The sequence below is a fragment of the Streptomyces sp. CNZ287 genome, from assembly GCF_007827615.1.
The window spans coordinates 96,556-116,958 of sequence record NZ_VISV01000009.1; the positions used below are offsets into that span (position 1 = coordinate 96,556).

Genomic DNA, 20,403 nt, shown 5'->3' on the forward strand with positions numbered 1-20,403 from the left:
CCGGGAGGCGGTGACGACGGGCGCCGGTGACGGCGGGCGCCGCCTCGGTTACGTTGTCCGGGCCGCGCCCCCGACCCCGGACGGTGGAGATCATGTCAGAGGAAACCTTCAGCGACGGCACGCAGCGGGTGGTCATCGACACCTCGGTGCCGCACTCGGCGAGGATCTTCAACTACTGGATCGGCGGCAAGGACAACTACGAGCCGGACCGCGCCGCCGGCGCCCGGTTCCAGCAGGTCTTCCCGGAGATCGTCGATCTCGCCCGCAGCGGGCGGCAGTTCCTGCGCCGGGTCGTCGGCCACCTCGCCGGGGAGGCGGGCGTGCGGCAGTTCCTGGACATCGGCACCGGACTGCCCACCGCGGACAACACCCACGAGGTGGCCCAGCGCGCGGCCCCCGACTCCCGCATCGTCTACGTCGACAACGACAAACTCGTCCTCGCCCATGCCCGCGGCCTGCTCACCAGCACCCCGGAGGGCGCGACCGCGTACATCGACGCGGACGTCGAGGACCCCGAGGCGATACTCGCGGGCGCGGCGCGCACCCTGGACCTCGACCGCCCGGTCGCCGTCATCCTCATGGGCATCCTGGCGCACGTCGACGGCTACGAGCAGGCCAGGTCGGTGGTGCGGCGGCTGATGGACCCGCTGCCGTCCGGCAGTTACCTGGCGATACGCGACGGCGTCGAGGGGAACGAGAAGTACAGCCGCGCCATCGCCGGCTACAACGCCTCCGGCGCCGTGCCGTACCACCTGCGCAGCGCGGCGCAGATCGCCGGCTACCTCGACGGCTTGGAGCCGGTCGAGCCCGGTGTGGTGTCCTGCCCGCTGTGGCGGCCCGAGCCGGTGGAGGTGGGCAGCCCGGTGGAGATGGCGGTCCTGGGCGGAGTCGGCCGGAAGCCGTAGCCCGCGGCGCGGGCCGCGGGCCGCGGGCACGTCTGCCGCTCGGAGAGATCGGGCCAGGGTGCGCTTTCGCCCCCTGTGGCGCGTTACGCTTCCGTGGGTAGCGTGAGTCTCGACGGCGAAGGACCACCCCGGAGAACGGATGCCTGCGGAGGACCGATGACGGTGCCCACGGCGGCGGTGCACGACCCCGGGATCCCGCTCGCCGGCGAACACGAGCGCGGCGGCCGGCCCGTCTGCAGGTCCGTCCTCGGCTCCCGGCTGCGCCGGCTCCGCCAGGACCGCGGCATCCAGTTGCAGGCGGCCGCCCGCGAGATCGGCGCCTCGGTCGCCAAGCTGTGCCGGCTGGAGCTGGGCCAGGGCGGCTGCAAGGACCACGACGTCGCGGCGCTGCTCGACTTCTACGGCGTCACCGACGAGGACGTGCTCGACGAGTTCGCGGCGCTCACCCGCGGCGCCAACGCGCCGAGCTGGTGGCAGGAGTACAGCGACCTGATACCCAGTCAGGCGGAGACCCACCTCGGCCTGGAGGAGGCTGCCACCGTCATCCGCAGCTACCAGTCCCAGCGCATCCCGGACCTGCTGCAGACGGCCGCGTACGCCCGCGCGATCACCCAGCTCGGCTTCCCGCGCGACCCGGTGCAGACGGTGGAGCGCCGGCTGCACCTGCTGGAACGCCGCCAGCAGGCCCTGACCCGCGCCGACCCGCCGCGCTGCTGGGTGCTGCTCGACGAGGCCGCGCTGCGGCGCTCCGTCGGCGCCCCGGGGGTGATGGAGGGCCAGTTGCGGCACCTGCTCCGGCTGCACCTCGAACACCCCACGGTCACGCTGGACGTGGTGCCGCTGGCGGCCGGCGGCACGGCCGCGGTGGCGCAGCCGATGACGATGCTGCGGTTCGCCGAGCCCGAACTGCCGGACGTGGTCTGCCTGGACCAGCTCACCGGCACGGTGCGCATCGACAAGCCCGGCGAGGTCGACCGCTACCGGCTGGCGCTGGACAACCTCGCTGCGGCCACCAGCACCGGCACCGACGCCGCCGTTTTCCTCACCCGCCTGCTGCACGGCCACTGACGGCGCCGTACGGCCCGGGCGCGGTGACCGCGGCCGGGCGACACACCCCGCGGGGCGCTGTGCCGCCCCCGCGTAGCCACGAGCCACACTGACCCCATGGTGAAAACGGAATCCTTTGCGTACGACGTGGTGGTCATCGGCGGCGGTCCCGTGGGCGAGAACGTGGCGGACCGCACCCGGGCGGCCGGCCTGTCCACCGCGGTCGTCGAGAGTGAACTCGTCGGCGGCGAGTGCTCGTACTGGGCCTGCATGCCCAGCAAGGCCCTGCTGCGGCCGGTGCTCGCCCGCGCCGACGCCCGCCGCCTCCCCGGGCTGAGCGGCCTGGTGGCCGGCGGCCTGGACGCGGCCGCGGTCCTCGCCCGCCGGGACGCGTTCACCTCGCACTGGGAGGACGACGGCCAGGTCGCCTGGCTCGACGGCATCGGCGCCGACCTCTACCGCGGCCGGGGCCGCCTCGCCGGGCCGCGCACCGTGGAGGTGACCGACGCCGACGGTGTGGTGCGCACGCTGACCGCCGGGCACGCCGTCGCCGTCTGCACCGGCAGCCGCGCCCTGCTGCCCCGGCTGCCCGGCCTGGCCGACGTCAAGCCGTGGACCAGCCGGGAGGCCACGAGTTCCGCGGTCGTCCCCGGGCGGCTCATCGTCGTCGGCGGCGGCGTGGTGGGCGTCGAGATGGCCACCGCCTGGCAGGCGCTCGGCTCCCGGGTCACCGTCCTCGTCCGCGGCGGCGGCCTGCTGGACCGCATGGAGCCCTTCGCCGGCGAGCTGGTCACCGAGGCGCTGACCGAGGCCGGCGCCCAGGTGCGTACCGGCACCTCCGTCACCTCCGTGGTCCGCGAGAACGGCACGGTCCTCGCGACCACCGACGCCGGCGACACCCTCGAGGCCGACGAGATCCTCTTCGCCACCGGCCGTGCGCCCCGTACCGACGACATCGGCCTGGAGACCGTGGGCCTGGAGCCCGGCTCCTGGCTGGCGGTGGACGACAGCCTGCGGGTCGAGGGCAGCGAGTGGCTGTACGGGGTCGGGGACGTCAACCACCGCGCGCTCCTCACCCACCAGGGCAAGTACCAGGCGCGCATCGCCGGTGCGGCCATCGCCGCCCGCGCGCAGGGCGTCCCGCTGCTGGAGTCGGACCCGTGGGGCGCACACGCCGCGACCGCCGACCACGGTGCCGTCCCGCAGGTCGTCTTCGCCGACCCGGAGGCCGCGGCCGTCGGGATGTCGCTGGCCGAGGCGGAACGGGCCGGGCACCGGGTGCGCGCGGTGGACGCCGACCTGGGCTCGGTCGCGGGCGCCGGGCTGTACGCGGACGGCTACCGCGGGCGGGCGCGCATGGTCGTCGACGTCGACGAGGAGATCCTGCGCGGCGTCACCTTCGTCGGCCCCGGGGTGGGGGAGCTGATCCACTCGGCGACCATCGCGGTCGCCGGCGAGGTGCCGGTGAGCCGGCTGTGGCACGCGGTCCCGTCGTACCCCACGATCAGCGAGGTGTGGCTGCGGCTGCTGGAGGCGTACCGCGGCTGACCGCGCCCCGGCCCCGGAAAATCCCGTCGCCCTCCGCGCCCTGCGGCCGCTAGCCTCCGCAGCGCCGCCGCGAGACTCGCGGCCGCGGAGGGAGACGGGGATGGCGGAGGGGCGTGCGGGAAGCGGGCGGTTGAGCCTGCTGCTCGACCAGTTCGACATGGCCAGTCAGGCGGCGGAGCTGCGGCTCGCCGGGCTCGGCGACGAGGAGTTCCGCTGGGAGCCGGTGCCCGGCTGCTGGTCGGTGCGGCGCCGGTCGGAGGCGGTCACGCCGCGGGCGTACGGGCCGGGGGAGTGGGTGCTCGACAAGGGCGCCGCGGACATCCCCCACAGCGAGTACGCCGGGGTGGCGCAGGACGTCGCCGGGGGCATGTCCGTGGAGAAGGTGGCCCGGGACTGGGACGTGAGCGTCGAGCGGGTCCGCGAAGTCCTCGCCCACACCGGCCCGCTGGAGCCCGACGAGACCCCGGTCACCACCATCGCGTGGCGGCTGGGGCATCTGCACTCGGGCATCGCAGGCGGCTGGGAGTGGACCTTCGGCGAGCGGCGCCGGGACCCGAAGCTGCTGGTCGACTTCACACCCTCCGCCGAACTGGCGCTCGCGCGGTTCTGGGCGGACGTCGACCGCTGGCGCGACAGCGTCGCCGCCGTCACCGAGGAGCAGTTGGACACGGTCGGCTTCTCGCAGAACCCGTACGCCTCCGACGCCGACAACGCCTACGTCGAGGTGCTGTGGGCGGGCAACCTGGAGTTCATCCACCACATGGCGGAGATCGCGCTCCTCCGCGACCTGTGGCGGGCCCGCGGCACCGGGACCTGAGAGTGGCGCGTGCCCCGTACGCCCCCGCAACGTACGAGGCACGCGAACCGCCGGGCGTCCGGCCTCAGATGCCGAACTCCGAGGGCGGCAGCCCGAGCGCCGAGCACGCCTCGCGGAGCACCTGCTGCTCGGCCGGGTCGATGTGGCCGTCGGCACCGGCGATGACGAACCCGGTCTGGATCACCGCCCGCGCCTCCGCCGCCTTCTTCTTGGCCTTGGCGATCTCCTGCAGCGCCTCCGCCTTGCCCGCATGGAAGTCGACCGTGAGCCGGTCGAGGTGCTTGGTGAACCGCTGCCGCAACTGCTCCGGCGGGAAGTTCTGCAGCACGTCGTTGGTCATGATCATCGACTCCATGCGCTCCCGCTCGGCGGGGTGCACGTGCCCGTCCGCCGCGGCCACGAGCGCACAGACCGCCATGGTGGCGTCCCGGTACGCGCCGCTCTTCAGCTCCGTCTTCATCGAGCTGAGCTGCGACTTGAACATGCTCACGAGCTGGGCCCTGGAACCACCGCCCGAGCCCGTCGAGCCCTGGCTCCCCGACCGCGCTCCGCCCCGGGACTGCTGAAGTCCCTTCGCCTGGTCCTTGATCCGATCAAACATCGACACTGAATGCCACCTCGGGTTGCGGGCGTCCGCCCGGCTCGTCGGTTCCGGTCGTCGTACCGAAGACCGCGGTGCCGCGGTCAGTCTCTCAACGCCTCGGCGGGACGCGGGGGTTCCGCATGTACCCGTCCGGGGGAACGGGGGAACCCCGGGGGGCGGGGCGCCGTCCGAGAGGCGTACGGGGGAACGAGGGGGGAACGGCATGACGGGGGCTCGGACAGGCGTACGGCCGCGCGGCGGCACGTGGCTGATCACGGCGGCGATCGTCGTGGGCGCGCTGCTCGCGGGCTGCGTGTGGTGGGCGGTGGCGGGCCGGGACGGCGCACCCGGCTCCGGCCCCGGCGGCGCCGACGGCGCGGTGGTGCCCGGGGCAAAGACCGTGCACTTCGAGCAGGGGCACGGACTCGCGGCGGTCCGCACGCTGCTGCGGACGCCGGCGGACGTGCGGGCGTTCGCCGGCTGGTATCCGCAGGAGGGCATCGGCGGCGAGCTGCGCGGGAAGCTGCTCGCCCGCGACCTGGACGCCGAGGTCCTGGTCGCCACGGGCTGGAGCAGCGGCTGCACCAGCGCCGGGGGCGCGGTGCTCACGTACGACGAGAACACCGGCTACGCGGCGCGGCTCACCGATACGAGGACGTACGAGACGTGCGACAGCCCGTGGGACGTGCTCGCGGTCTTCGCCGTCCCGGAGAAGGACGCCGGGACGGACCCGAGGATCGGCGGCGCCCCGCCGGGGCCGCCGGGACCGGCGGAGCTCCTCGCGTTCGCGCCGCTCGGCGGCGCCGCGGCGGGGCGTGCGCCACGGGCGGCCGAGGTGAGCCAGCCGGACCAGTTCGGCGCGTTCGCGCGCCCATTGCCGGCGGCGGCGACCGCGGCGCTGGAGAGCAGGCTGGGGAGCCTGTACGACTCGGTGCTGCCGGGTCCCGCGCGGCGCTTCGCCTTCACGGGGCGGGGCTGCGGCGAGGATCTGCTGCTGGAGATCACGTCGCGGCGGCTGCGGCCAGTGAGGGCGGGCGGCGCGTGCCGGGATCCGCGGCCGTACGTCGCGGTGTTCTCGGTGCCGGCGGACCGGGTGCCGTCGAGCGCGGTGATCGGCGGCTGACCCCCGCCGGACCACCCCGCGCCACCCCCTCGGCCTACGCGGACCCGAGGGGGTGGCTCCGCGCGCCGGGCCGGGGCGCTCGCTGTGAGACCTTGGCCTTGAGCACCGCCGCCGCGGCGGACCGCCGCGGCGCGCGCAGCGCGCGACGTCACCGGGAGGAGCGCTGAAGTCGTACACCGCCGACGCCCTCAAGGGGCGCCCGCGCATGGCAGGACTCGTCGAGCGGCTCCGCGCGCCCGCCGTGGCGCAGACGGTGCGCGCCACCATGGCCGCCACGATCGCGTACGTCGTCGCCCTCCAGCTCACCAACGGCCCCAAGCCGCTCACGGCGCCGCTGACCGCGCTGCTCGTCGTCCAGGTGACCTTCTACGCCACCCTCACCACCGGCATCCGGCGTGTCACGGCCGTCGTGGTCGGGGTGCTGATCGCCAGCGGGTTCAGCGCGCTGGTCGGGCTGAGCTGGTGGAGCCTCGGGCTGATCATCGTCAGCTCGCTGGTCGCGGGTCGCATCGTGCGGGTGAGCGAGTTCGTGCCCGAGGTGGCGATCAGCGCGATGCTCGTCCTGGGCGTCGCCCACGTGGAGGACACGGCGTTCACCCGGATCCTGGAGACGCTCACCGGCGCCGCCGTGGGCCTCACGTTCAACCTGGTGCTGGCGCCCCCGGTGTGGGTGGAGAGCGCGGGCGACGCCATCGAGGACCTGGCCCGCCGCATGCGCCGCCTGCTGCTGCGCAGCACCGAGCAGCTCACCGAGGTCACCCCGCCGTCGGTCGCCGCCGACCGGCTGGAGGCGGCGCGCGAGCTGGACGAGTTCGTCGGCGAGGTCGACACCTCGCTGCGCCGCGCCGAGGACAGCCTGCGGCTCAACCCCCGGGTGCGCGAGGGCCTGATGCACCGGGCGGTCCTGCGCACCGGTCTCGACACGCTGGAGATCTGCGCGGTGGTGCTGCGCGTCCTCACCCGGAGCCTGTCGGACCTCGCGCACGCCCGGCGGAAGGGGGAGCCGCTCTTCCCGCGCGACGCGGGCGCGGCGCTCCAGGACCTCTTCGCCTACCTGGGCGACGCGCTGGTGAGCTTCGCGCAACTGGTCGCGACGGAGGTCTCCGAGAGCGCCGAGACCGCGGCCGGCCGGCTGGAGGCGGACCTGTCCGCGGCCCGTTCCGTACGGGACCGGGTGGAGTCCCTGCTCCTGGAGACCGTGGGACGCGACGAGGAGAACTGGTTCCTGTACGGCGCGCTCCTCGCCGACGTCAACCGGGTCCTCGACGAACTCGACACCGAACACCGCTCCGCACGCCTGCTGGAGGCGCTCGACCGCAGCAGCCGCGACTACCGCGAGCGCATCCCGCGGCTCTCCCGCCTCAGCGCCTGGCTCACCCGCTGACCACGCGGCAGCGCGGCCCGGCGGCCCTTTCGGCCCGTACCGCCCGTGTCAGCGGTACGCCGCGGCCGCCGACGCCAGCTCGTCCAGCGCCCGCAGCGACTCCGCCTCCGGCAGCGTCGGCAGATCGAGCAGCACCCGCTCGAGACCCAGCTCCGCGTACGTCTCCAGGGCCGCCGGCTCGTGGGACGCGGAGTACGGCACCACCGGCGCGTCGCCCGCCACCTCCCGCAGCCGCCGCATCCGCCCGCCCAGCTCGCCGGGCGGCACCCGGCTCGGCAGCCACGTCGCGCCGAACGCCGCGACGCGCTCGAAGGCGGGCTCGCCGCCCCCGCCCACGTAGACCGGCGGATGCGGGCGCTGCACTGGCTTCGGCCAGCAGAACACCGGGTCGAAGTCGACGAACTCGCCGTGGAACTCCGCCTCGTCCTGCGTCCACAGCGCGATCATCGCGCGCATCCGCTCGTCCAGCAGCTTTCCGCGGGTGCGCGGCTCCGTGCCGTGGTTGCGCATCTCCTCGCGGTTCCAGCCCGCGCCGACGCCGAAGGCCACCCGGCCGCCCGAGACCAGGTCGAGCGTGGCGACCTCCTTCGCGGTGACGATCGGGTCCCGCTCCACGACCAGCGCGATGCCGGTGCCCAGCAGCAGGTTCCGGGTCACCGGGGCCGCCGCCGCCAGGGCCACGAACGGATCGAGCGTGCGGTAGTACTTCCGCGGCAGCTCGCCGCCGGCCGGCAGCGGCGAGCGCCGGTCGACCGGGATGTGCGTGTGCTCGGCGACGAACAGCGCGTCGAAGCCGCGCTCCTCCAGCGCCCGCCCGAGCACCGCGGGCGCGATGCCCTCGTCGGTCAGGAACGTCGACACCCCGAACTTCACGGGCGGCCACCTCTCTCGGGTACACACGTCGCGTACCCGCTGGGCTACGCGCGCCACGCACGGTCGCACACCGCGGAGGCGGGCCGCAAGATCGGCAGCCGCCGGCCACCGTCCGGCGGGCGGTCCCGGCGCCGCGATGGCACAGTTGGCTGCAGAGGACCGCCGCGTCCCGCGGCCCGCGCGGCCGGCGGTACCCGCGAGCCCGGAGGACGGAACGGTGACCCAGAACCAGCAACGTACGGTGCACGCTCTCCTGGACGGCTACGGGACCACGTACGCCGAGGACGCGGGCATCCGGCTTCGCAACACCCCGCAGCCCCTCTACCAACTGCTCGTGCTCTCCGGCCTGCTCAGCGCCCGGATCCGGGCGGGCGTCGCGGTCGGCACGGCCCGCGCGCTGTTCCAGGCCGGTCTGGGCAGTCCGCAGCGGATGGCCGACGCCACCTGGCGGCGGCGGGTCCGGGTCCTCGGCGAGGGCGGCTACCGGCGCTACGACGAGAGAACCGCGACCCAGCTCGGCGACGGTGCCCGGCTGCTGCTCGACACCTACGGCGGCGACCTGCGCGGGCTGCGCCGCGAGGCGGACGGCGACACCACCCGGATGGGTGCGCTGCTCCGGCGGTTCCCGGGCCTCGGCCCCGCGGGCGCGGCGATCTTCCTCCGCGAGGTCCAGGGCGTCTGGCCGGAGGCCGCCCCGTACATCGACGCCAAGGTCGTGCAGGGCGCCGGCAAGGTGGGCCTGCCGGAGGACCCCTCCCGGCTCGCCCGGCTCGTGGGGGAGCCGCAGCTCCCGCGGTTCACGGCGGCGCTGGTGCACTGCGCGCTGGACAAGGGCGCGGCGCAGCAGGTCAGGGAGCTCACGCACGCGTGAGGCCGGGCGCCACCGCCGCCCGGGCGGGCGGCCCCCGCATGGCATCCTCGGTGGCATGACCATCGACGTCCGCCCCGCCTCGGTCTTCGAGGACGTCCGGGCGGTGCTCGGGCCGAAGTCCCCGGACGCCAGCGTCTGCTGGTGCCTGAGCTACCGGATCCCCTCCCGGCTCAACCAGGAGCTGCGCGGGCCCGCCCGCGGCGAGTACGCCGCCGGGCTCTGCGCCGCCGAGCCGGCGCCCGGGGTGCTGGCCTACGACGGGGACGAGCCGGTGGGGTGGGCGGCGGTGGCGCCGCGGGCGGAGACGACCTTCGCGCGCAACCGCAAGATCCCCCGCCTCGACGACCTGCCGGTGTGGGCGCTGTGGTGCGTACGGGTACGCCCCGGCCACCGCAAGAAGGGCATCTCGCACTCCCTCATCGCCGGCGCGGTCGACTTCGCCCGCGCCCACGGCGCCCCGGTGGTCGAGGCGTACCCGCTGGACAACGGCACCGCCCGGGTCGACCTGACGATGGCGTACGCCGGGCTGAGGAAGAACTTCGAGCGCGCCGGCTTCACCCACGCCGCCGACACGACGTCGGTGCTGGCCGGCCACCCCCGGGTCCTGATGCGGCTCGACCTGCGCTGAGCGCGCACGGCGAGCCCGGGGCACCCGGGTCGGAAGAGGAGGGATGTCTAAAATGCCGCCGAATGGGGTACGTGAGGCCGAATGAGAGTCGGCGTGATCGATGCGGGATCCCACACGGTGCGCCTGGTGGTCGCGGACGCGGACGGCCAGGTGCCGCTGCCCCTGCACACGGCCAAGCGGCAACTGCGCCTCGCGGAGCTCGCCGGCCCCGACGGGCGGCTCGGCGACCGGGCGGTCGGGGAGCTGGCCGCCGCCGTGGGCGCCGCGCGTGAGGAGGCCGCGCGCTGGGGGGTGGCGGAGCCGTTCGCCTTCGCCACCGCGGTCGTACGCGACGCCCCCAACGCGCGTGACATCGTCCGCGCCGTCCGCGAACGCACCGACGTGGTCCTGCAACTGCTGCCCGGCGAGACGGAGGCCGAACTGACGTTCCTGGCGGCCCGCCGGTGGATGGGCTGGCGCGCCGGGCCGATGGCCGTGCTCGACATCGGCGGCGGCTCCTTCGAGGTCGCCTGCGGCCGCAGCCGGCTGCCCGACTTCGCCGTCGCGCTGCCGCTGGGCGCCGCCCGGCTGACCCGCGAGTTCTTCGGCAGGCACGACCCGCCGCCGCCCGCCGCCGTCAAGGCCGTACGCCGCCACGTGCGGCACCGGCTGCGCGACGTGGCCGCGCGCATCCGCTGGGAGGCGCCCCGTACCACCGTCGTCACCTCCCGCACGATGCAGCAGCTCGCCCGCCTCTGCGGCGCCGCACCCGGGCGGCACGGCCCGTTCGTCCCCCGCACGATGGCGCAGGAGGACCTCCGCCGCGCGGTCAAGCAACTGCGCGGGCTGCCCGCCGCGGAACGCGCCCGGCTGCCCGGCATCTCGCCGGCCCGCGCGCGGCAGTCGCTGGCCGGCGCGGTCGTCGCGCACACCGCCATGAAGCTGATGAGTATCGACGTGGTCACCGTCTGCCCCTGGGCGATCCGCGAGGGCATCCTGCTGCGCACCGTCGAGGAGGGCAGCATGAGCTGGTGGACGGCCCCGCCCGGCGACGAGCCGCGCGTACCGGGCCAGCGCAAGGCGCACCCGGGCCTCGGCCTCGACGCGATCAGGACGCAGATCAACCTGGCGAACTGAGGCCGCCCCGGCCGACTCCAGGGCCGAACCGGCGGCTGCGGCGGCGCGTTGACGACGATGGCGGCGGGCGGCGTGGTACCCCGGATCTCATGGACGCAGAGGCCCAGGACAACGACGGCAGCACGGCCCGGGATCCCGCGGCCCGAAGACGCCACCCCCTCCTCTTCCGCGTGGCGCAGGCCAAGCTCCGGCCCCGGTGGCGGCTGAGCGAGATCACCGTCACCGAGGAGCCCGAGATCCGCCGCGCCGTGCGCGCCGCCGCGCTGGGCAACGCCATGGAGTGGTTCGACTACGGCATCTACGCCTACCTCGCGGTCACCCTCGGCGACGTCTTCTACTCCGGTGCCAGCGAGGGCACCCGGACGATACTGTCGCTGGCGACCTTCGCGGTCTCCTTCGCCGTACGCCCCCTGGGCGGTGCCTTCTTCGGCCCGCTCGGCGACCGCGTCGGCCGCAAGCAGGTGCTGGCGCTGACGATGATCCTGATGGCGTCGGCGACCTTCTCCATCGGCCTCATCCCCAGCTACGACACCATCGGCCTGTGGGCGCCCCTGCTGCTCATCATCGCCCGGCTGGCGCAGGGCTTCTCCACCGGCGGCGAGTACGGCGGCGCGGCGACCTTCATCGCCGAGTACGCCCCCGACAAGCGGCGCGGCTACTACGGCAGCTTCCTGGAGATGGGCACCCTCGCCGGCTACATCGGCGCCTCCGGGCTCGTCCTCGTGCTCACCGCGGGCATCGGCGAGGACGGCATGGCCTCCTGGGGCTGGCGCATCCCGTTCCTCATCGGCGGCCCGCTCGGCGCGATCGGCCTCTACCTGCGGCTGCGGCTGGAGGAGACACCCGCCTTCGTGAAGTCCGAGGCGGGCCGGGCCACCGTGGCGGAGGTGACGGGCGAGGCCGAGCCCGCCCTGGGCCGGAAGGCCGAGGGCGGGAGGGCCGAGGGGAAGCAGACACCGGGGGAGCTGCGGCGGATCATGGCGGGGCAGCGGCAGACGATGCTGCTGTGCATCGCGCTGGTGGCGGCGTACAACGTGGCGAACTACATGCTGCTCACGTACATGCCGACGTATCTCACGGAAATCCTGGACTGGCCGCGCGCCGAGCAGCTCGCCGTGGTCATCGCCACGATGGTCGCGATGATCTCTGTGGTCACGCTCGTCGGCCGCGCCAACGACAGGATCGGCCGCAAACCGCTGCTGATGATCGGCATGGCCGGCTTCTTCGTGGTGAGCGCGCCGGCCTACATCCTGGTGCGCGAGGGGGCCGTCCTCGCCGTCTTCGGCGGCATGCTCCTGCTGGGCGCCTGCCTCATCTGCCTCCAGGGCACCATGTCGGCTACGCTGCCGGCGCTCTTCCCCACGGAGGTCCGCTACGGCTCGCTGGCCATCGGCTACAACCTCTCCGTCGCGGTCTTCGGCGGCACCACCCCCGCGGTCATCGAGGGGCTGGTGCACGTCCTGGACACGCCGATGGCGGCGGCGTACTACACGATGGCCTTCGCCGTCGTCGGCATCGTCTCCGTCTCGCTGCTGACGGAGACGGCGGGCCTGCCGCTGGAGGGCTCACCGCCCGCGGTGGCCACGGCGGCGGAGGCGGAGGAGGTCGTACGCACCCAGCGCCGGAACCCGCTCTGACCCCGCCGGGGCGGCGGCCGGGCTCAGCCGTGCAGGGTGGGCCGGTAGATCAGCTCCTGGATGGAGCCGTCGAGGGTCCGGGTCTCGATCAGGTCGAGGTCGAAGTCGGCCGCGCCCTCGAAGATCGGAGCGAGCCCGGACCGCCCGGTGATCACGGGGAAGAGCGTGACGTGCACCAGGTCGACCAGGCCGGCGGCCATCAGGGCCCGGTTCATCGACAGGCTGCCGTGCGAGCGCAGCGGCACGTCCGACTCCTCCTTCATCCGGGCGACCACGTCGACGGCGTCGCCGCGCGCGACGGTCGCGTCCGGCCAGTCGAGGGACTCCGCCAGGGTGGTCGACACGACGGTCGCGGGCAGTTGGGTCATCCGGGTGACCCACGGGTCGCGCACGTCGTCGCCCTCGGAGCTGTCGGCGACCATCTGCGCGAAGAGCCGGTGGGTGTGGGCGCCGAAGACCATCCGCTGCTCCTCGCTGTAGAGGCCGAGGCGGCGGTCGAGCAGTTCGGGGCCCTGCTTGCCCCAGTAGCCGGTCCAGTCGCCGCCGGCGGCGCCGTAGCCGTCCAGGCTGCTGAAGACGTCGAACGTGTACGTGGCGGTCATGATGCGCTCCTCGGAAGGACGTCGATCGGGTACGGGGTAGGACGGGGCGGGGGACCGAAACTCATCGCCGCGCAGGTTTCGTACGGGCGCCGCCGGGCAGGGTCCGGAACATGGGAGCGCTCCCATTCCCATGTCCCCCACCCCCTCCCGGAGGAGGAGTCGCAGTGTCACCGCCATCGAACGATCGCACCGACGCGCGGAGCCTGCCCGTCCGCGCCCTCCTGGCCGTCCTGGCCGCCGCCGCGCTCCTGCTGACGCCCTGGACCGGCGGCACCGCCCAGGCCCATGGCTCCGCCGCCGACCCCGTCTCCCGCAACTACGGCTGCTGGCAGCGCTGGGGAAGCGATTTCCAGAACCCGGACATGCAGCAGCAGGACCCCATGTGCTGGCAGGCGTGGCAGCACGACACCAACGGCATGTGGAACTGGAACGGCCTCTACCGCGAGGGCACCGGCGGCAACTTCCAGGCCCACATCCCCGACAACCAGCTCTGCAGCGCCGGCCGCACCCAGGACGGCCGTTACGACTCCATGGACACCCCGGGCCCGTGGAAGACCGACTCCCTCGGCACGAACTTCACCGTCGACGTCCTCGACCAGGCGTACCACGGCGCCGACTACCTGTACGTCTACGTGACCCGGCAGGGCTACGACGCGAAGACCGACGCGCTCGACTGGGCCGACCTGGAGCGCGTGGCCACCGCGGGGCCGTACGGTCCCGCCAACCACTACACCGCGAACGCCAGCGCGCCCGGCCGCAGCGGGCACCACATCGTCTACACCATCTGGAAGGCGTCGCACGCGGACCAGATCTACTTCTTCTGCAGCGACGTGACGTTCTAGCCGCGCCCCTGGCTGGCGGAAGTCCGTAGCCGCCCGGCGTCGTCCCGGCTCAGGCCCGTACCGCGGGCGCTCGGGGATGGCGCAACACTGCGGCAGCACACTTCCGCGCGGCGCGCGCCTAAGGTGCCGTCATGCCTTCCGCAGCATGCCTGGGAGAGCAGCCCGCCGCCGGCCGTCCGAGCCCGGCCGGCGGCGGTGCGGGCGGGCACGGCACGGCCGCCGCGCGGTGCCGCGGGCTGCGCGCGGACCGGGCGCGGCAGTTGGCCGACCTCCTCCGCGGCCAGGTGCTCGGCGGCGCGTACGCGGGCGGCGTACTGCCGCACGAGTCGGACCTCGGCGCCGACTACGGCGCCACCCGCAACACCGCGCGCCAGGCGCTCGACCTGCTGCGCTCCGAGCGGTTGGTGGAGCGGGTGCCGGGGGTGGGCACGGTGGTCGTCGCGGAGAAGTACGCGCACGGGCTCGACCGGCTGCAGGGCCTGGCCGGGACGCTCCACGAGCACGGCCGCGTCACCCCAACGAGATCCGCACCGCGAGCCCCGTCGCCGCCCCCGCCTGCGTCGCCGAGCGCCTCGGCGCGCCCGAGGGCGGCGGGGTGCTGCACGTGGAGCGGCTGCGGCCGCTCGCCCTGGACCTGACGTACCTGCCCTCGCTGGCGCTGGAGAGCTTCGAGCGGATGCGCACGGAGATCGCCGCGATGGGCGCGCGGACGCCGCACGAGCTGATGCGCTGCGCCGAGGTCACCTTCATCCGCGACTGCGCCGAGATGGCCGCGCGCGCCTCGCCGGCCCGCACCGAGTCCCGCTGGGGCTTGCACCATCGGCGCACCGACCACCCGGAGCGCGACGACAAGCGCTGGCTGCACCACCTTGACCTGCGCAGGTCGCCGTCCGGCGCGATGGAGTTCACCGCCCGCCCGGTCGAGCCGTACGTGGTTCCGGCCGCCGGATACGAGCCCCCGCGGCGGGCCCGAGCGGCACCTCGGCGAGGTCCGCGGCGAGGCCGCGCCGGGAGCCCGCGCCGGTGGCGCGCCGCGCGCCGGCCGCGGCTCACGCGCCCGCGGGCGACCCGCGGATCCTCGGCGTACTGGCGCTCGCCGAGGAGCAGTTCGCGCTCGACGAACGGCGGCCCTACCTCGCCGACCCCGACGCCGCGGTACGCCGCGCCCCCGTCCTCGCCCTGCTGGAGCACCGGGCCGCCGGCGCCTTCGTCGCCGCCGCGCTCGCCACCGTCGCCGCCGACCCGGACGCGGACGTCCGCGCCTGCGCCCGCCGCGCCCTGCCGCACGGCTGACGCGGGCGGCCGCACGGAATGACAGGGCTCCGGCGCGCCAACGCCGATGTTGCAAAAGGAACTCGACCGGGGAGCGCGCCGAACGTATGCGCGGAAGGCATGTCTATGATCAGTCATCAGTCAGTCCGGCCCCCCGTCAGCCCGACCGGCCCCCGGCCGCCCGATCGTCGATGGATCTCACATGTCTCTGCACCACGTGCGTAGAAAGGCGGTCCCCCTCGCCGCCGCCGCAGCGATGCTGTCCGTGCTGGCCGCCTGTGGCGACGGCGACGACGACGGCGGCGATGACGGCAAGAACAGCGCCTCCCCGGCCGCCGAGGCCGGCGGTGCCACGGACCTGAGCAAGGAGTGCCCGGAGACGATCGTGGTCCAGACGGCATGGTGGCCGGACATCACCTCCGCCGGTGCGATGTACCAGCTCCTCGGCGACGACATGGACGTCGACGCCAACGCCAAGAAGGTCACCGCGCCGCTCGTCGCCTCCGGCGGCAAGGACACCGGCGTGAAGCTGGAGCTGCGCTCCGGCGGCCCGGCGATCGGCTTCAACCCGACGTCCTCGCAGATGTACACGGACGACAGCATCCACCTGGGCATCCCCCAGGGCTTCGACGAGGCGATCCAGAACTCCGGCAGGCAGCCGACGCTCGCGGTGATGTCGCTGCTGGCGAAGAACCCGCAGGTCATCATGTGGGACCCGGAGAAGCACCCGGACGTGAAGTCGATCGAGGACATCGGCAGGACCGACACCACCGTCGTCTACGTCCCCACGCCCTACATGGACTACCTGACCAGCAAGGGCATCCTGAAGAAGGACCAGGTCGACAGCTCGGGCGACGGCTCCCCCGCGCGCTTCGTCGCCGCCGGCGGCACCATCGCCACCTCGGGGTACGCGACCGAGGACCCGTACATCTACGAGGAGGAGCTGCCCGACTGGGGCAAGCCGGTCGCGTCGCAGCTCGCCTACGAGTACTACCCCAACCCCGGCCCCTCGCCGGTGATCCGCCCGGCGGACAAGGCCGAGCTGGCGCCGTGCCTGAAGAAGCTCGTGCCCGTCATCCAGCAGGGCGCGGTCGACCTGATGGAGAACCCGGACCCGGTGATCGACAAGGTCATCGAGCTGCGCGACACCTTCAAGGCCGACCAGCCGTTCTCCAAGGGCGTCGGGAAGTACTCGGTGGAGCAGATGAGGGCGCTCGACCTCGTCGCCGACCCGGGCAAGCCCGTGGGCGAGTTCGACACCGGGCGGGTGCAGGAGCTGATCGACCTCGCCGGGCCGGTCTTCGAGGCGCAGAAGAAGCCGATCAAGGACGGGCTGGCCCCCGGGGACCTGGTGACCAACGAGTTCATCGACACCTCGATCACACTCGGCGGCGAGTGAGACCGGTGGCCGGGGGTACGGAGGCGGACATGGCGGTTGACGGGAACGAGGCCGGGCGTGAGGGGAGAATGCCGCTGCCGGACGCGCGCAAGCCCCACCCGTCGCGCTTCTGGGACTACGCGCTGGGCGGCCGTGACAACGTGCACGCCGACCGCGACCTGCTGGAGGAGGCCGAGCGCATCATGCCCGACCTCAAGGTGCTCACGCGGGAGCAGCGGCTCTTCGTCGACCGCACCGTCGAGTACTGGGTAGGCGAGGCCGGGGTGCGGCAGATCCTCGACATCGGCGGGGGCATGCCCACGGGCATCTACGACAACGTCCACGAGGTCGCCCACCGCATCGCGCCGGACACCCGGGTCGTCTACGTCGACAAGAACCCCGTCGCCGTCGCGCACATGGCGGCCCTCCAGGCCGACGGCGAGTACACGGTGGCCCTCGAGGGCGACGTGCGCGACCCGGACACCATCCTCTTCGACGAAGTCGTCAGGTCCACCCTGGACTTCACGTTGCCGGTCGGCGTTCTGCTCTCGGGCATCCTGCACTTCATCACCGACGAGGAGGACCCGGCGGCCATCGTGTCCCGGATCCACGAGGCGGTGGTGCCGGGCAGCTTCCTGTCGGTCAACCACATCTCCTCCGACATCGACCCGCGCGTTCCCGACGTCATCGAGATCTTCCGCCGGGCCAGCGACCCGCTGATCGACCGGGACCGCGCGGAGCTGGAGCGGATCCTGGCGCCCTGGACTCCGGTCGACCCCGGTCTGGTTCCGGTGAGCCGCTGGCGCCCGGCAGGCGAGGCGCAGAACGCGTGCGACGCCTACGGGGCGGTGCTCCGCAAGGCGTGAGGCGAACCGCGCCGTGAGGCGCGTGCGGTGACGGCCGCCGCCGGGGACTCCCCGGCGGCGGCCGCCCGCGTGCGGTGCGGGTCCGGTCCCGCCGCCGTGAATGCGCGGCCCCCCGGCCGCTGCCCGCCGGTTTAATTGACTAATTGTCCCCGGCCGTACACTGGCTGTGAATATCCAGCATTCCATTTCCGGCGGCGGCGCGGCTGTCAAGCGATCGCCAAGCCATCGTAAAGTCAAAGGCAAGCGAGGGCTGGGAGGATCCGGGCGTGTTCCCAGGCCGACAGCGGGGTGTTCACCCTTGCCCACGCCTGCTTCGGGCAGTCCGGCTAGGAATTTGCGGTTCCGATGACTCAACCGAGGTCGACCCCTCTGGAGGGAAGAATGCCCGAGGCCACCAAGCTGGAAACCATCTATTCGGCCGTCGAGCAGACTTCCAGACTGGTGGATGCGCCGTGTGCCCGGGAGAAGATCTGGCCGGCCCTGGACACGTTCGGCAAGTGGCTCGTGGACGACGCCCACATCATCTTCAGCATGGGAACGGGCGAGCGTTACCGGGGCGAGCTGGCCTTCGACTTCACCCTGCCCACCGAGGCGGGCGACCCTTATGCCGCCGCGGTCGCCGGCGGTCTGCTCGAAGAGACCGACCACGCGATCACGGGACTGTTCACCGAGATCCGCGACCGTTTTCCCGTCGACGCCTACGCGGTGGATTTCGGCGTCGTCGGCGGTTTCCGGAAAGCGGTGACGTTCTTTCCGCTCGCCAAACCGCAGAGCATGAAGGCACTCACGGAATTGCCGTCCATTCCGCCGGGCCTCGCCGCGCACGCCGATTCCTTCGCCGAGGCCGGGCTCGACGGCAAGGTCTCCGCCATCGGCGTCGACTACCGCAGCCGCAGCTGGAACCTCTACGTCAGCGGGCTCACCCCGGAATACACCCGCCCCGACGCCCTCATCCCCACCCTGCGCGACATGGGGCTGCCGGAGCCGAGTGAGCACATGCTGGAGTTCATCGGCACCTCGTACGCCATGTACCCGACCTTCGGCTGGGACACCACCCGGATCGAGCGTATGTGCTTCTCCACCCGGACCTCGGACCCGGATCTGCTGCCGTCCCGGATAGCGCCCGAGGTCGGGAGGTTCGCCCGCGACATGCCGACCGTGCACGGCGGCGAGCCGAGTTACGTCTACGCCGGCACGGTGGCGAGGGGCGAGGAGTTCTTCAAGCTCGCCTCGTACTACCAGATGTCATCCCAGGTTTCCGACCGCGTACGCCCCGCGGACTGAAACCGGCCGGAAAGCAAGTGAGCACAAGGAGCCGAGCATGACCGAGACCCGAGAACGCACCGAACCCGAGGACCCGGCCACGCTGTCCGTCCACCTCCGCAACCACGAACCCGCATCTGCCGGAAACGCCTCCACCCGGCGTTCCGGCGCAACCGGGGGAGGCGCCTGATGGCCGCTCCCGTGCTCATCGCCGGCGGCGGCATCGGCGGGCTCACCACCGCGCTGAGCCTGCACGCCGCCGGCATCCCCTCCCTCGTCGTCGAGAGCGCCCGCCGCATCGAACCCCTCGGCGTCGGCATCAGCCTCCTCACCCACGGCGTCCGCGAGCTGACCGAACTGGGCCTCGGCGACCGACTCGCCGAACTCGGCGTGCCCACCGCGGAGTACTTCTTCTGCGACAAGTCCGGCAACAAGCTCTTCGCCCAGCCCCGCGGCAAGGCGACCGGCTCCGAGTGGCCGCAGTACTGCATCCACCGCGGCGAACTGCACCTGCTGCTCCTGGACGAGGTCCGCAGCCGGCTCGGCGCCGACGCCGTCCGCACCGGCACCCGGCTGCAGGACTTCACCCAGCACGGCGACGGCGTCGAGGTCGTCGTGACGGACCGCGACAGCGGTGCCGCCGAGACCCTCCGGGCCGCCGCGCTGATCGGCGCGGACGGCCTGAACTCCACGGTCCGCGCCCGGCTGCACCCCGACGAGAGGGAGCTGGCCTGGTCCGGCCAGCGGATGTGGCGCGGTGTGACGGAGGGCGTCCCGCCGTTCCTCACCGGCCGTTCCTGGGTCGGGGCGAGCGACGGCGACGTGACGCTCGTCGCGTACCCGATCGGCAAGGACCGCACCAACTGGGTCTGCCTGGTGCGGGTCGCGGAGCCCGGCCTGCTGCCCGAGGCCGCCGACGGCCCGGTCGACGACCGCCGCGAGGGTCTGCTCAAGGAGGTGCTGTCGCACTACGAGGGCTGGTCGCTGGGCTGGCTCGACGTGCGCGACCTGCTGGAGCGCTCCGTGGAGGTCCTGGAGTACCCCATGGTCGACCGCGACCCGCTGCCCGCCTGGGGCAGCGGCCGCGTCACGCTCCTCGGCGACGCCGCCCACCCCATGTACCCGGCGGGTGGCAACGGCGCGGCACAGGCCATCCTGGACGCGCGGGTGCTCGCGTACGAACTGGCGCGGGCCGACGGGGACGTGTCGGCGGGGCTGGCCGCGTACGAGCGCACCCGGCTGGAGGAGGCCAACGGCGTCGTCATGGCCGCCAGGGCGATGGAGCGGGCCACGAGCCCCGACACCTGGGACCGCGCCCAGATCACGCAGATGATGGAGATGTACCGGAAGAAGGCCGAGAGCGAGGTGGCGCAGCTCAACTCCCGCCCCTCCTACACCCCGCCGCGCCGGGAGTAGAGCCGCCGTCACGACCGGCCCCGGCCGGAACGAGGACTCGGTGCGCGGGCACACAGCGGTGCCCGCGGCGTCCCGGCGACGGGAACACCGCGGAGTCGAGACCGAAGGGGCCCGCCGGCATCCGCCGGCGGGCCCCGGCTGCTCTCCGGCGCCGTCCCCGCACCCGCCCCGGCCGGGCCGGCTCCCGGCCGGGGACCTGCGCGTAGGTCCGCATCCGTCCCCCACGGCGGCG

20 protein-coding genes and 2 pseudogenes are annotated in these 20,403 nt (G+C 73.6%); 19 read left to right on the plus strand and 3 right to left on the minus strand.

The window, feature by feature from the left end; genetic code table 11:
* The first annotated feature begins 92 nt into the window (after positions 1 to 92).
* The 4 genes from FB457_RS18000 (at position 93) to FB457_RS18015 (ending at position 4,317) form a co-directional block, all read left to right on the plus strand.
* Positions 93 to 905 (plus strand): SAM-dependent methyltransferase, encoded by an 813-nt coding sequence (locus tag FB457_RS18000; protein ID WP_047020576.1) that lies wholly within the window; start codon positions 93 to 95, stop codon positions 903 to 905.
* A 156-nt stretch (positions 906 to 1,061) separates the two neighbouring features.
* Entirely contained in the window at positions 1,062 to 1,973 is a 912-nt protein-coding gene (locus FB457_RS18005; protein ID WP_047019080.1) for a helix-turn-helix domain-containing protein, read from the plus strand.
* 96 nt (positions 1,974 to 2,069) lie between these two features.
* Positions 2,070 to 3,500, plus strand: a complete 1,431-nt coding sequence (locus FB457_RS18010; RefSeq protein WP_145782407.1) for a dihydrolipoyl dehydrogenase family protein — start codon at positions 2,070 to 2,072, stop codon at positions 3,498 to 3,500.
* Positions 3,501 to 3,600: 100 nt separating this feature from the next.
* The gene (locus FB457_RS18015) at positions 3,601 to 4,317 is read left to right on the plus strand and encodes a DinB family protein (protein ID WP_047019082.1); all 717 of its coding nucleotides are present in this window, start codon (positions 3,601 to 3,603) and stop codon (positions 4,315 to 4,317) included.
* Between the two features lie 64 nt (positions 4,318 to 4,381).
* Here FB457_RS18015 and FB457_RS18020 read toward each other — a convergent pair whose 3' ends face one another.
* Positions 4,382 to 4,918: a tellurite resistance TerB family protein gene (locus FB457_RS18020; RefSeq protein WP_486589071.1), complete on the minus strand. Its 537-nt coding sequence runs from the start codon at positions 4,916 to 4,918 to the stop codon at positions 4,382 to 4,384.
* Positions 4,919 to 5,123: 205 nt separating this feature from the next.
* Here FB457_RS18020 and FB457_RS18025 point away from each other — a divergent pair, with 205 nt between their 5' ends.
* Both FB457_RS18025 and FB457_RS18030 read left to right on the plus strand, forming a co-directional pair.
* Entirely contained in the window at positions 5,124 to 6,023 is a 900-nt protein-coding gene (locus FB457_RS18025; RefSeq protein WP_145782409.1) for a hypothetical protein, read from the plus strand.
* Between the two features lie 205 nt (positions 6,024 to 6,228).
* Positions 6,229 to 7,407 carry an FUSC family protein gene (locus tag FB457_RS18030; RefSeq protein ID WP_047019084.1) on the plus strand — a complete coding sequence of 393 codons (1,179 nt, stop codon included), beginning with the start codon at positions 6,229 to 6,231 and terminating at the stop codon, positions 7,405 to 7,407.
* A gap of 48 nt (positions 7,408 to 7,455) precedes the next feature.
* On the opposite strand, the gene FB457_RS18035 is transcribed toward FB457_RS18030, so the two are convergent.
* A complete protein-coding gene (locus tag FB457_RS18035) occupies positions 7,456 to 8,280 on the minus strand; it encodes an LLM class F420-dependent oxidoreductase (protein WP_047019085.1) in 825 nt (274 codons plus the stop codon).
* Between the two features lie 217 nt (positions 8,281 to 8,497).
* Between FB457_RS18035 and FB457_RS18040 the strand changes: the two genes are divergently transcribed.
* The 4 genes from FB457_RS18040 (at position 8,498) to FB457_RS18055 (ending at position 12,532) form a co-directional block, all read left to right on the plus strand.
* Positions 8,498 to 9,151 carry an HhH-GDP family DNA glycosylase gene (locus FB457_RS18040; RefSeq protein ID WP_145782410.1) on the plus strand — a complete coding sequence of 218 codons (654 nt, stop codon included), beginning with the start codon at positions 8,498 to 8,500 and terminating at the stop codon, positions 9,149 to 9,151.
* 55 nt (positions 9,152 to 9,206) lie between these two features.
* Positions 9,207 to 9,779: a GNAT family N-acetyltransferase gene (locus tag FB457_RS18045; protein ID WP_047019087.1), complete on the plus strand. Its 573-nt coding sequence runs from the start codon at positions 9,207 to 9,209 to the stop codon at positions 9,777 to 9,779.
* Positions 9,780 to 9,860: 81 nt separating this feature from the next.
* On the plus strand, positions 9,861 to 10,895 hold the full coding sequence (locus FB457_RS18050) for a Ppx/GppA family phosphatase (protein WP_253911503.1): 1,035 nt from the start codon (positions 9,861 to 9,863) through the stop codon (positions 10,893 to 10,895).
* Positions 10,896 to 10,984: 89 nt separating this feature from the next.
* Positions 10,985 to 12,532: an MFS transporter gene (locus FB457_RS18055; RefSeq protein ID WP_145782411.1), complete on the plus strand. Its 1,548-nt coding sequence runs from the start codon at positions 10,985 to 10,987 to the stop codon at positions 12,530 to 12,532.
* Positions 12,533 to 12,555: 23 nt separating this feature from the next.
* Here FB457_RS18055 and FB457_RS18060 read toward each other — a convergent pair whose 3' ends face one another.
* Positions 12,556 to 13,134: a dihydrofolate reductase family protein gene (locus tag FB457_RS18060; RefSeq protein ID WP_047019090.1), complete on the minus strand. Its 579-nt coding sequence runs from the start codon at positions 13,132 to 13,134 to the stop codon at positions 12,556 to 12,558.
* A 164-nt stretch (positions 13,135 to 13,298) separates the two neighbouring features.
* On the opposite strand from FB457_RS18060, the gene FB457_RS18065 reads away from it, so the two are divergent.
* The 9 genes and pseudogenes from FB457_RS18065 to FB457_RS18095 all read left to right on the plus strand — a co-directional run bounded on the left by FB457_RS18065 (position 13,299) and on the right by FB457_RS18095 (position 20,171).
* A complete protein-coding gene (locus tag FB457_RS18065; protein ID WP_047019091.1) occupies positions 13,299 to 13,976 on the plus strand; it encodes a lytic polysaccharide monooxygenase auxiliary activity family 9 protein in 678 nt (225 codons plus the stop codon).
* A 131-nt stretch (positions 13,977 to 14,107) separates the two neighbouring features.
* Positions 14,108 to 14,625, plus strand: a pseudogene (locus tag FB457_RS18070) (GntR family transcriptional regulator); the annotation flags it as partial.
* A 75-nt stretch (positions 14,626 to 14,700) separates the two neighbouring features.
* Positions 14,701 to 14,853, plus strand: a pseudogene (locus FB457_RS36235) (hypothetical protein); the annotation flags it as partial.
* A 146-nt stretch (positions 14,854 to 14,999) separates the two neighbouring features.
* Positions 15,000 to 15,269 carry a hypothetical protein gene (locus tag FB457_RS36240; RefSeq protein WP_253911681.1) on the plus strand — a complete coding sequence of 90 codons (270 nt, stop codon included), beginning with the start codon at positions 15,000 to 15,002 and terminating at the stop codon, positions 15,267 to 15,269.
* Between the two features lie 181 nt (positions 15,270 to 15,450).
* Entirely contained in the window at positions 15,451 to 16,647 is a 1,197-nt protein-coding gene (locus FB457_RS18080; protein ID WP_253911504.1) for a hypothetical protein, read from the plus strand.
* A 29-nt stretch (positions 16,648 to 16,676) separates the two neighbouring features.
* A complete protein-coding gene (locus tag FB457_RS18085; RefSeq protein ID WP_253911505.1) occupies positions 16,677 to 17,492 on the plus strand; it encodes an SAM-dependent methyltransferase in 816 nt (271 codons plus the stop codon).
* Between the two features lie 381 nt (positions 17,493 to 17,873).
* Entirely contained in the window at positions 17,874 to 18,776 is a 903-nt protein-coding gene (locus FB457_RS18090) for an aromatic prenyltransferase (RefSeq protein WP_078898544.1), read from the plus strand.
* A gap of 37 nt (positions 18,777 to 18,813) precedes the next feature.
* Positions 18,814 to 18,945 carry a hypothetical protein gene (locus tag FB457_RS36245; protein WP_301540191.1) on the plus strand — a complete coding sequence of 44 codons (132 nt, stop codon included), beginning with the start codon at positions 18,814 to 18,816 and terminating at the stop codon, positions 18,943 to 18,945.
* Complete coding sequence (locus tag FB457_RS18095; protein ID WP_047019093.1) at positions 18,945 to 20,171, plus strand: FAD-dependent monooxygenase; 1,227 nt, start codon at positions 18,945 to 18,947, stop codon at positions 20,169 to 20,171. The genes FB457_RS36245 and FB457_RS18095 overlap by 1 nt, the downstream gene beginning before the upstream one ends.
* Positions 20,172 to 20,403: the final 232 nt, after the last annotated feature.

What these genes read in the sequence shown, in the direction of transcription:
- FB457_RS18000 (WP_047020576.1), top strand. Translation starts at nt 93, where the DNA reads ATGTCAGAGGAAACCTTCAGCGACGGCACGCAGCGGGTGGTCATCGAC.
- FB457_RS18050 (WP_253911503.1), top strand. Translation starts at nt 9,861, where the DNA reads ATGAGAGTCGGCGTGATCGATGCGGGATCCCACACGGTGCGCCTGGTG.
- FB457_RS18080 (WP_253911504.1), top strand. Translation starts at nt 15,451, where the DNA reads ATGTCTCTGCACCACGTGCGTAGAAAGGCGGTCCCCCTCGCCGCCGCC.
- FB457_RS18060 (WP_047019090.1), bottom strand. Translation starts at nt 13,134, where the DNA reads ATGACCGCCACGTACACGTTCGACGTCTTCAGCAGCCTGGACGGCTAC.
- FB457_RS18095 (WP_047019093.1), top strand. Translation starts at nt 18,945, where the DNA reads ATGGCCGCTCCCGTGCTCATCGCCGGCGGCGGCATCGGCGGGCTCACC.
- FB457_RS18085 (WP_253911505.1), top strand. Translation starts at nt 16,677, where the DNA reads ATGGCGGTTGACGGGAACGAGGCCGGGCGTGAGGGGAGAATGCCGCTG.
- FB457_RS18010 (WP_145782407.1), top strand. Translation starts at nt 2,070, where the DNA reads ATGGTGAAAACGGAATCCTTTGCGTACGACGTGGTGGTCATCGGCGGC.
- FB457_RS18020 (WP_486589071.1), bottom strand. Translation starts at nt 4,918, where the DNA reads ATGTTTGATCGGATCAAGGACCAGGCGAAGGGACTTCAGCAGTCCCGG.
- FB457_RS18015 (WP_047019082.1), top strand. Translation starts at nt 3,601, where the DNA reads ATGGCGGAGGGGCGTGCGGGAAGCGGGCGGTTGAGCCTGCTGCTCGAC.
- FB457_RS18025 (WP_145782409.1), top strand. Translation starts at nt 5,124, where the DNA reads ATGACGGGGGCTCGGACAGGCGTACGGCCGCGCGGCGGCACGTGGCTG.
- FB457_RS18090 (WP_078898544.1), top strand. Translation starts at nt 17,874, where the DNA reads ATGCCCGAGGCCACCAAGCTGGAAACCATCTATTCGGCCGTCGAGCAG.
- FB457_RS18005 (WP_047019080.1), top strand. Translation starts at nt 1,062, where the DNA reads ATGACGGTGCCCACGGCGGCGGTGCACGACCCCGGGATCCCGCTCGCC.
- FB457_RS36245 (WP_301540191.1), top strand. Translation starts at nt 18,814, where the DNA reads ATGACCGAGACCCGAGAACGCACCGAACCCGAGGACCCGGCCACGCTG.
- FB457_RS18030 (WP_047019084.1), top strand. Translation starts at nt 6,229, where the DNA reads ATGGCAGGACTCGTCGAGCGGCTCCGCGCGCCCGCCGTGGCGCAGACG.
- FB457_RS18055 (WP_145782411.1), top strand. Translation starts at nt 10,985, where the DNA reads ATGGACGCAGAGGCCCAGGACAACGACGGCAGCACGGCCCGGGATCCC.
- FB457_RS18045 (WP_047019087.1), top strand. Translation starts at nt 9,207, where the DNA reads ATGACCATCGACGTCCGCCCCGCCTCGGTCTTCGAGGACGTCCGGGCG.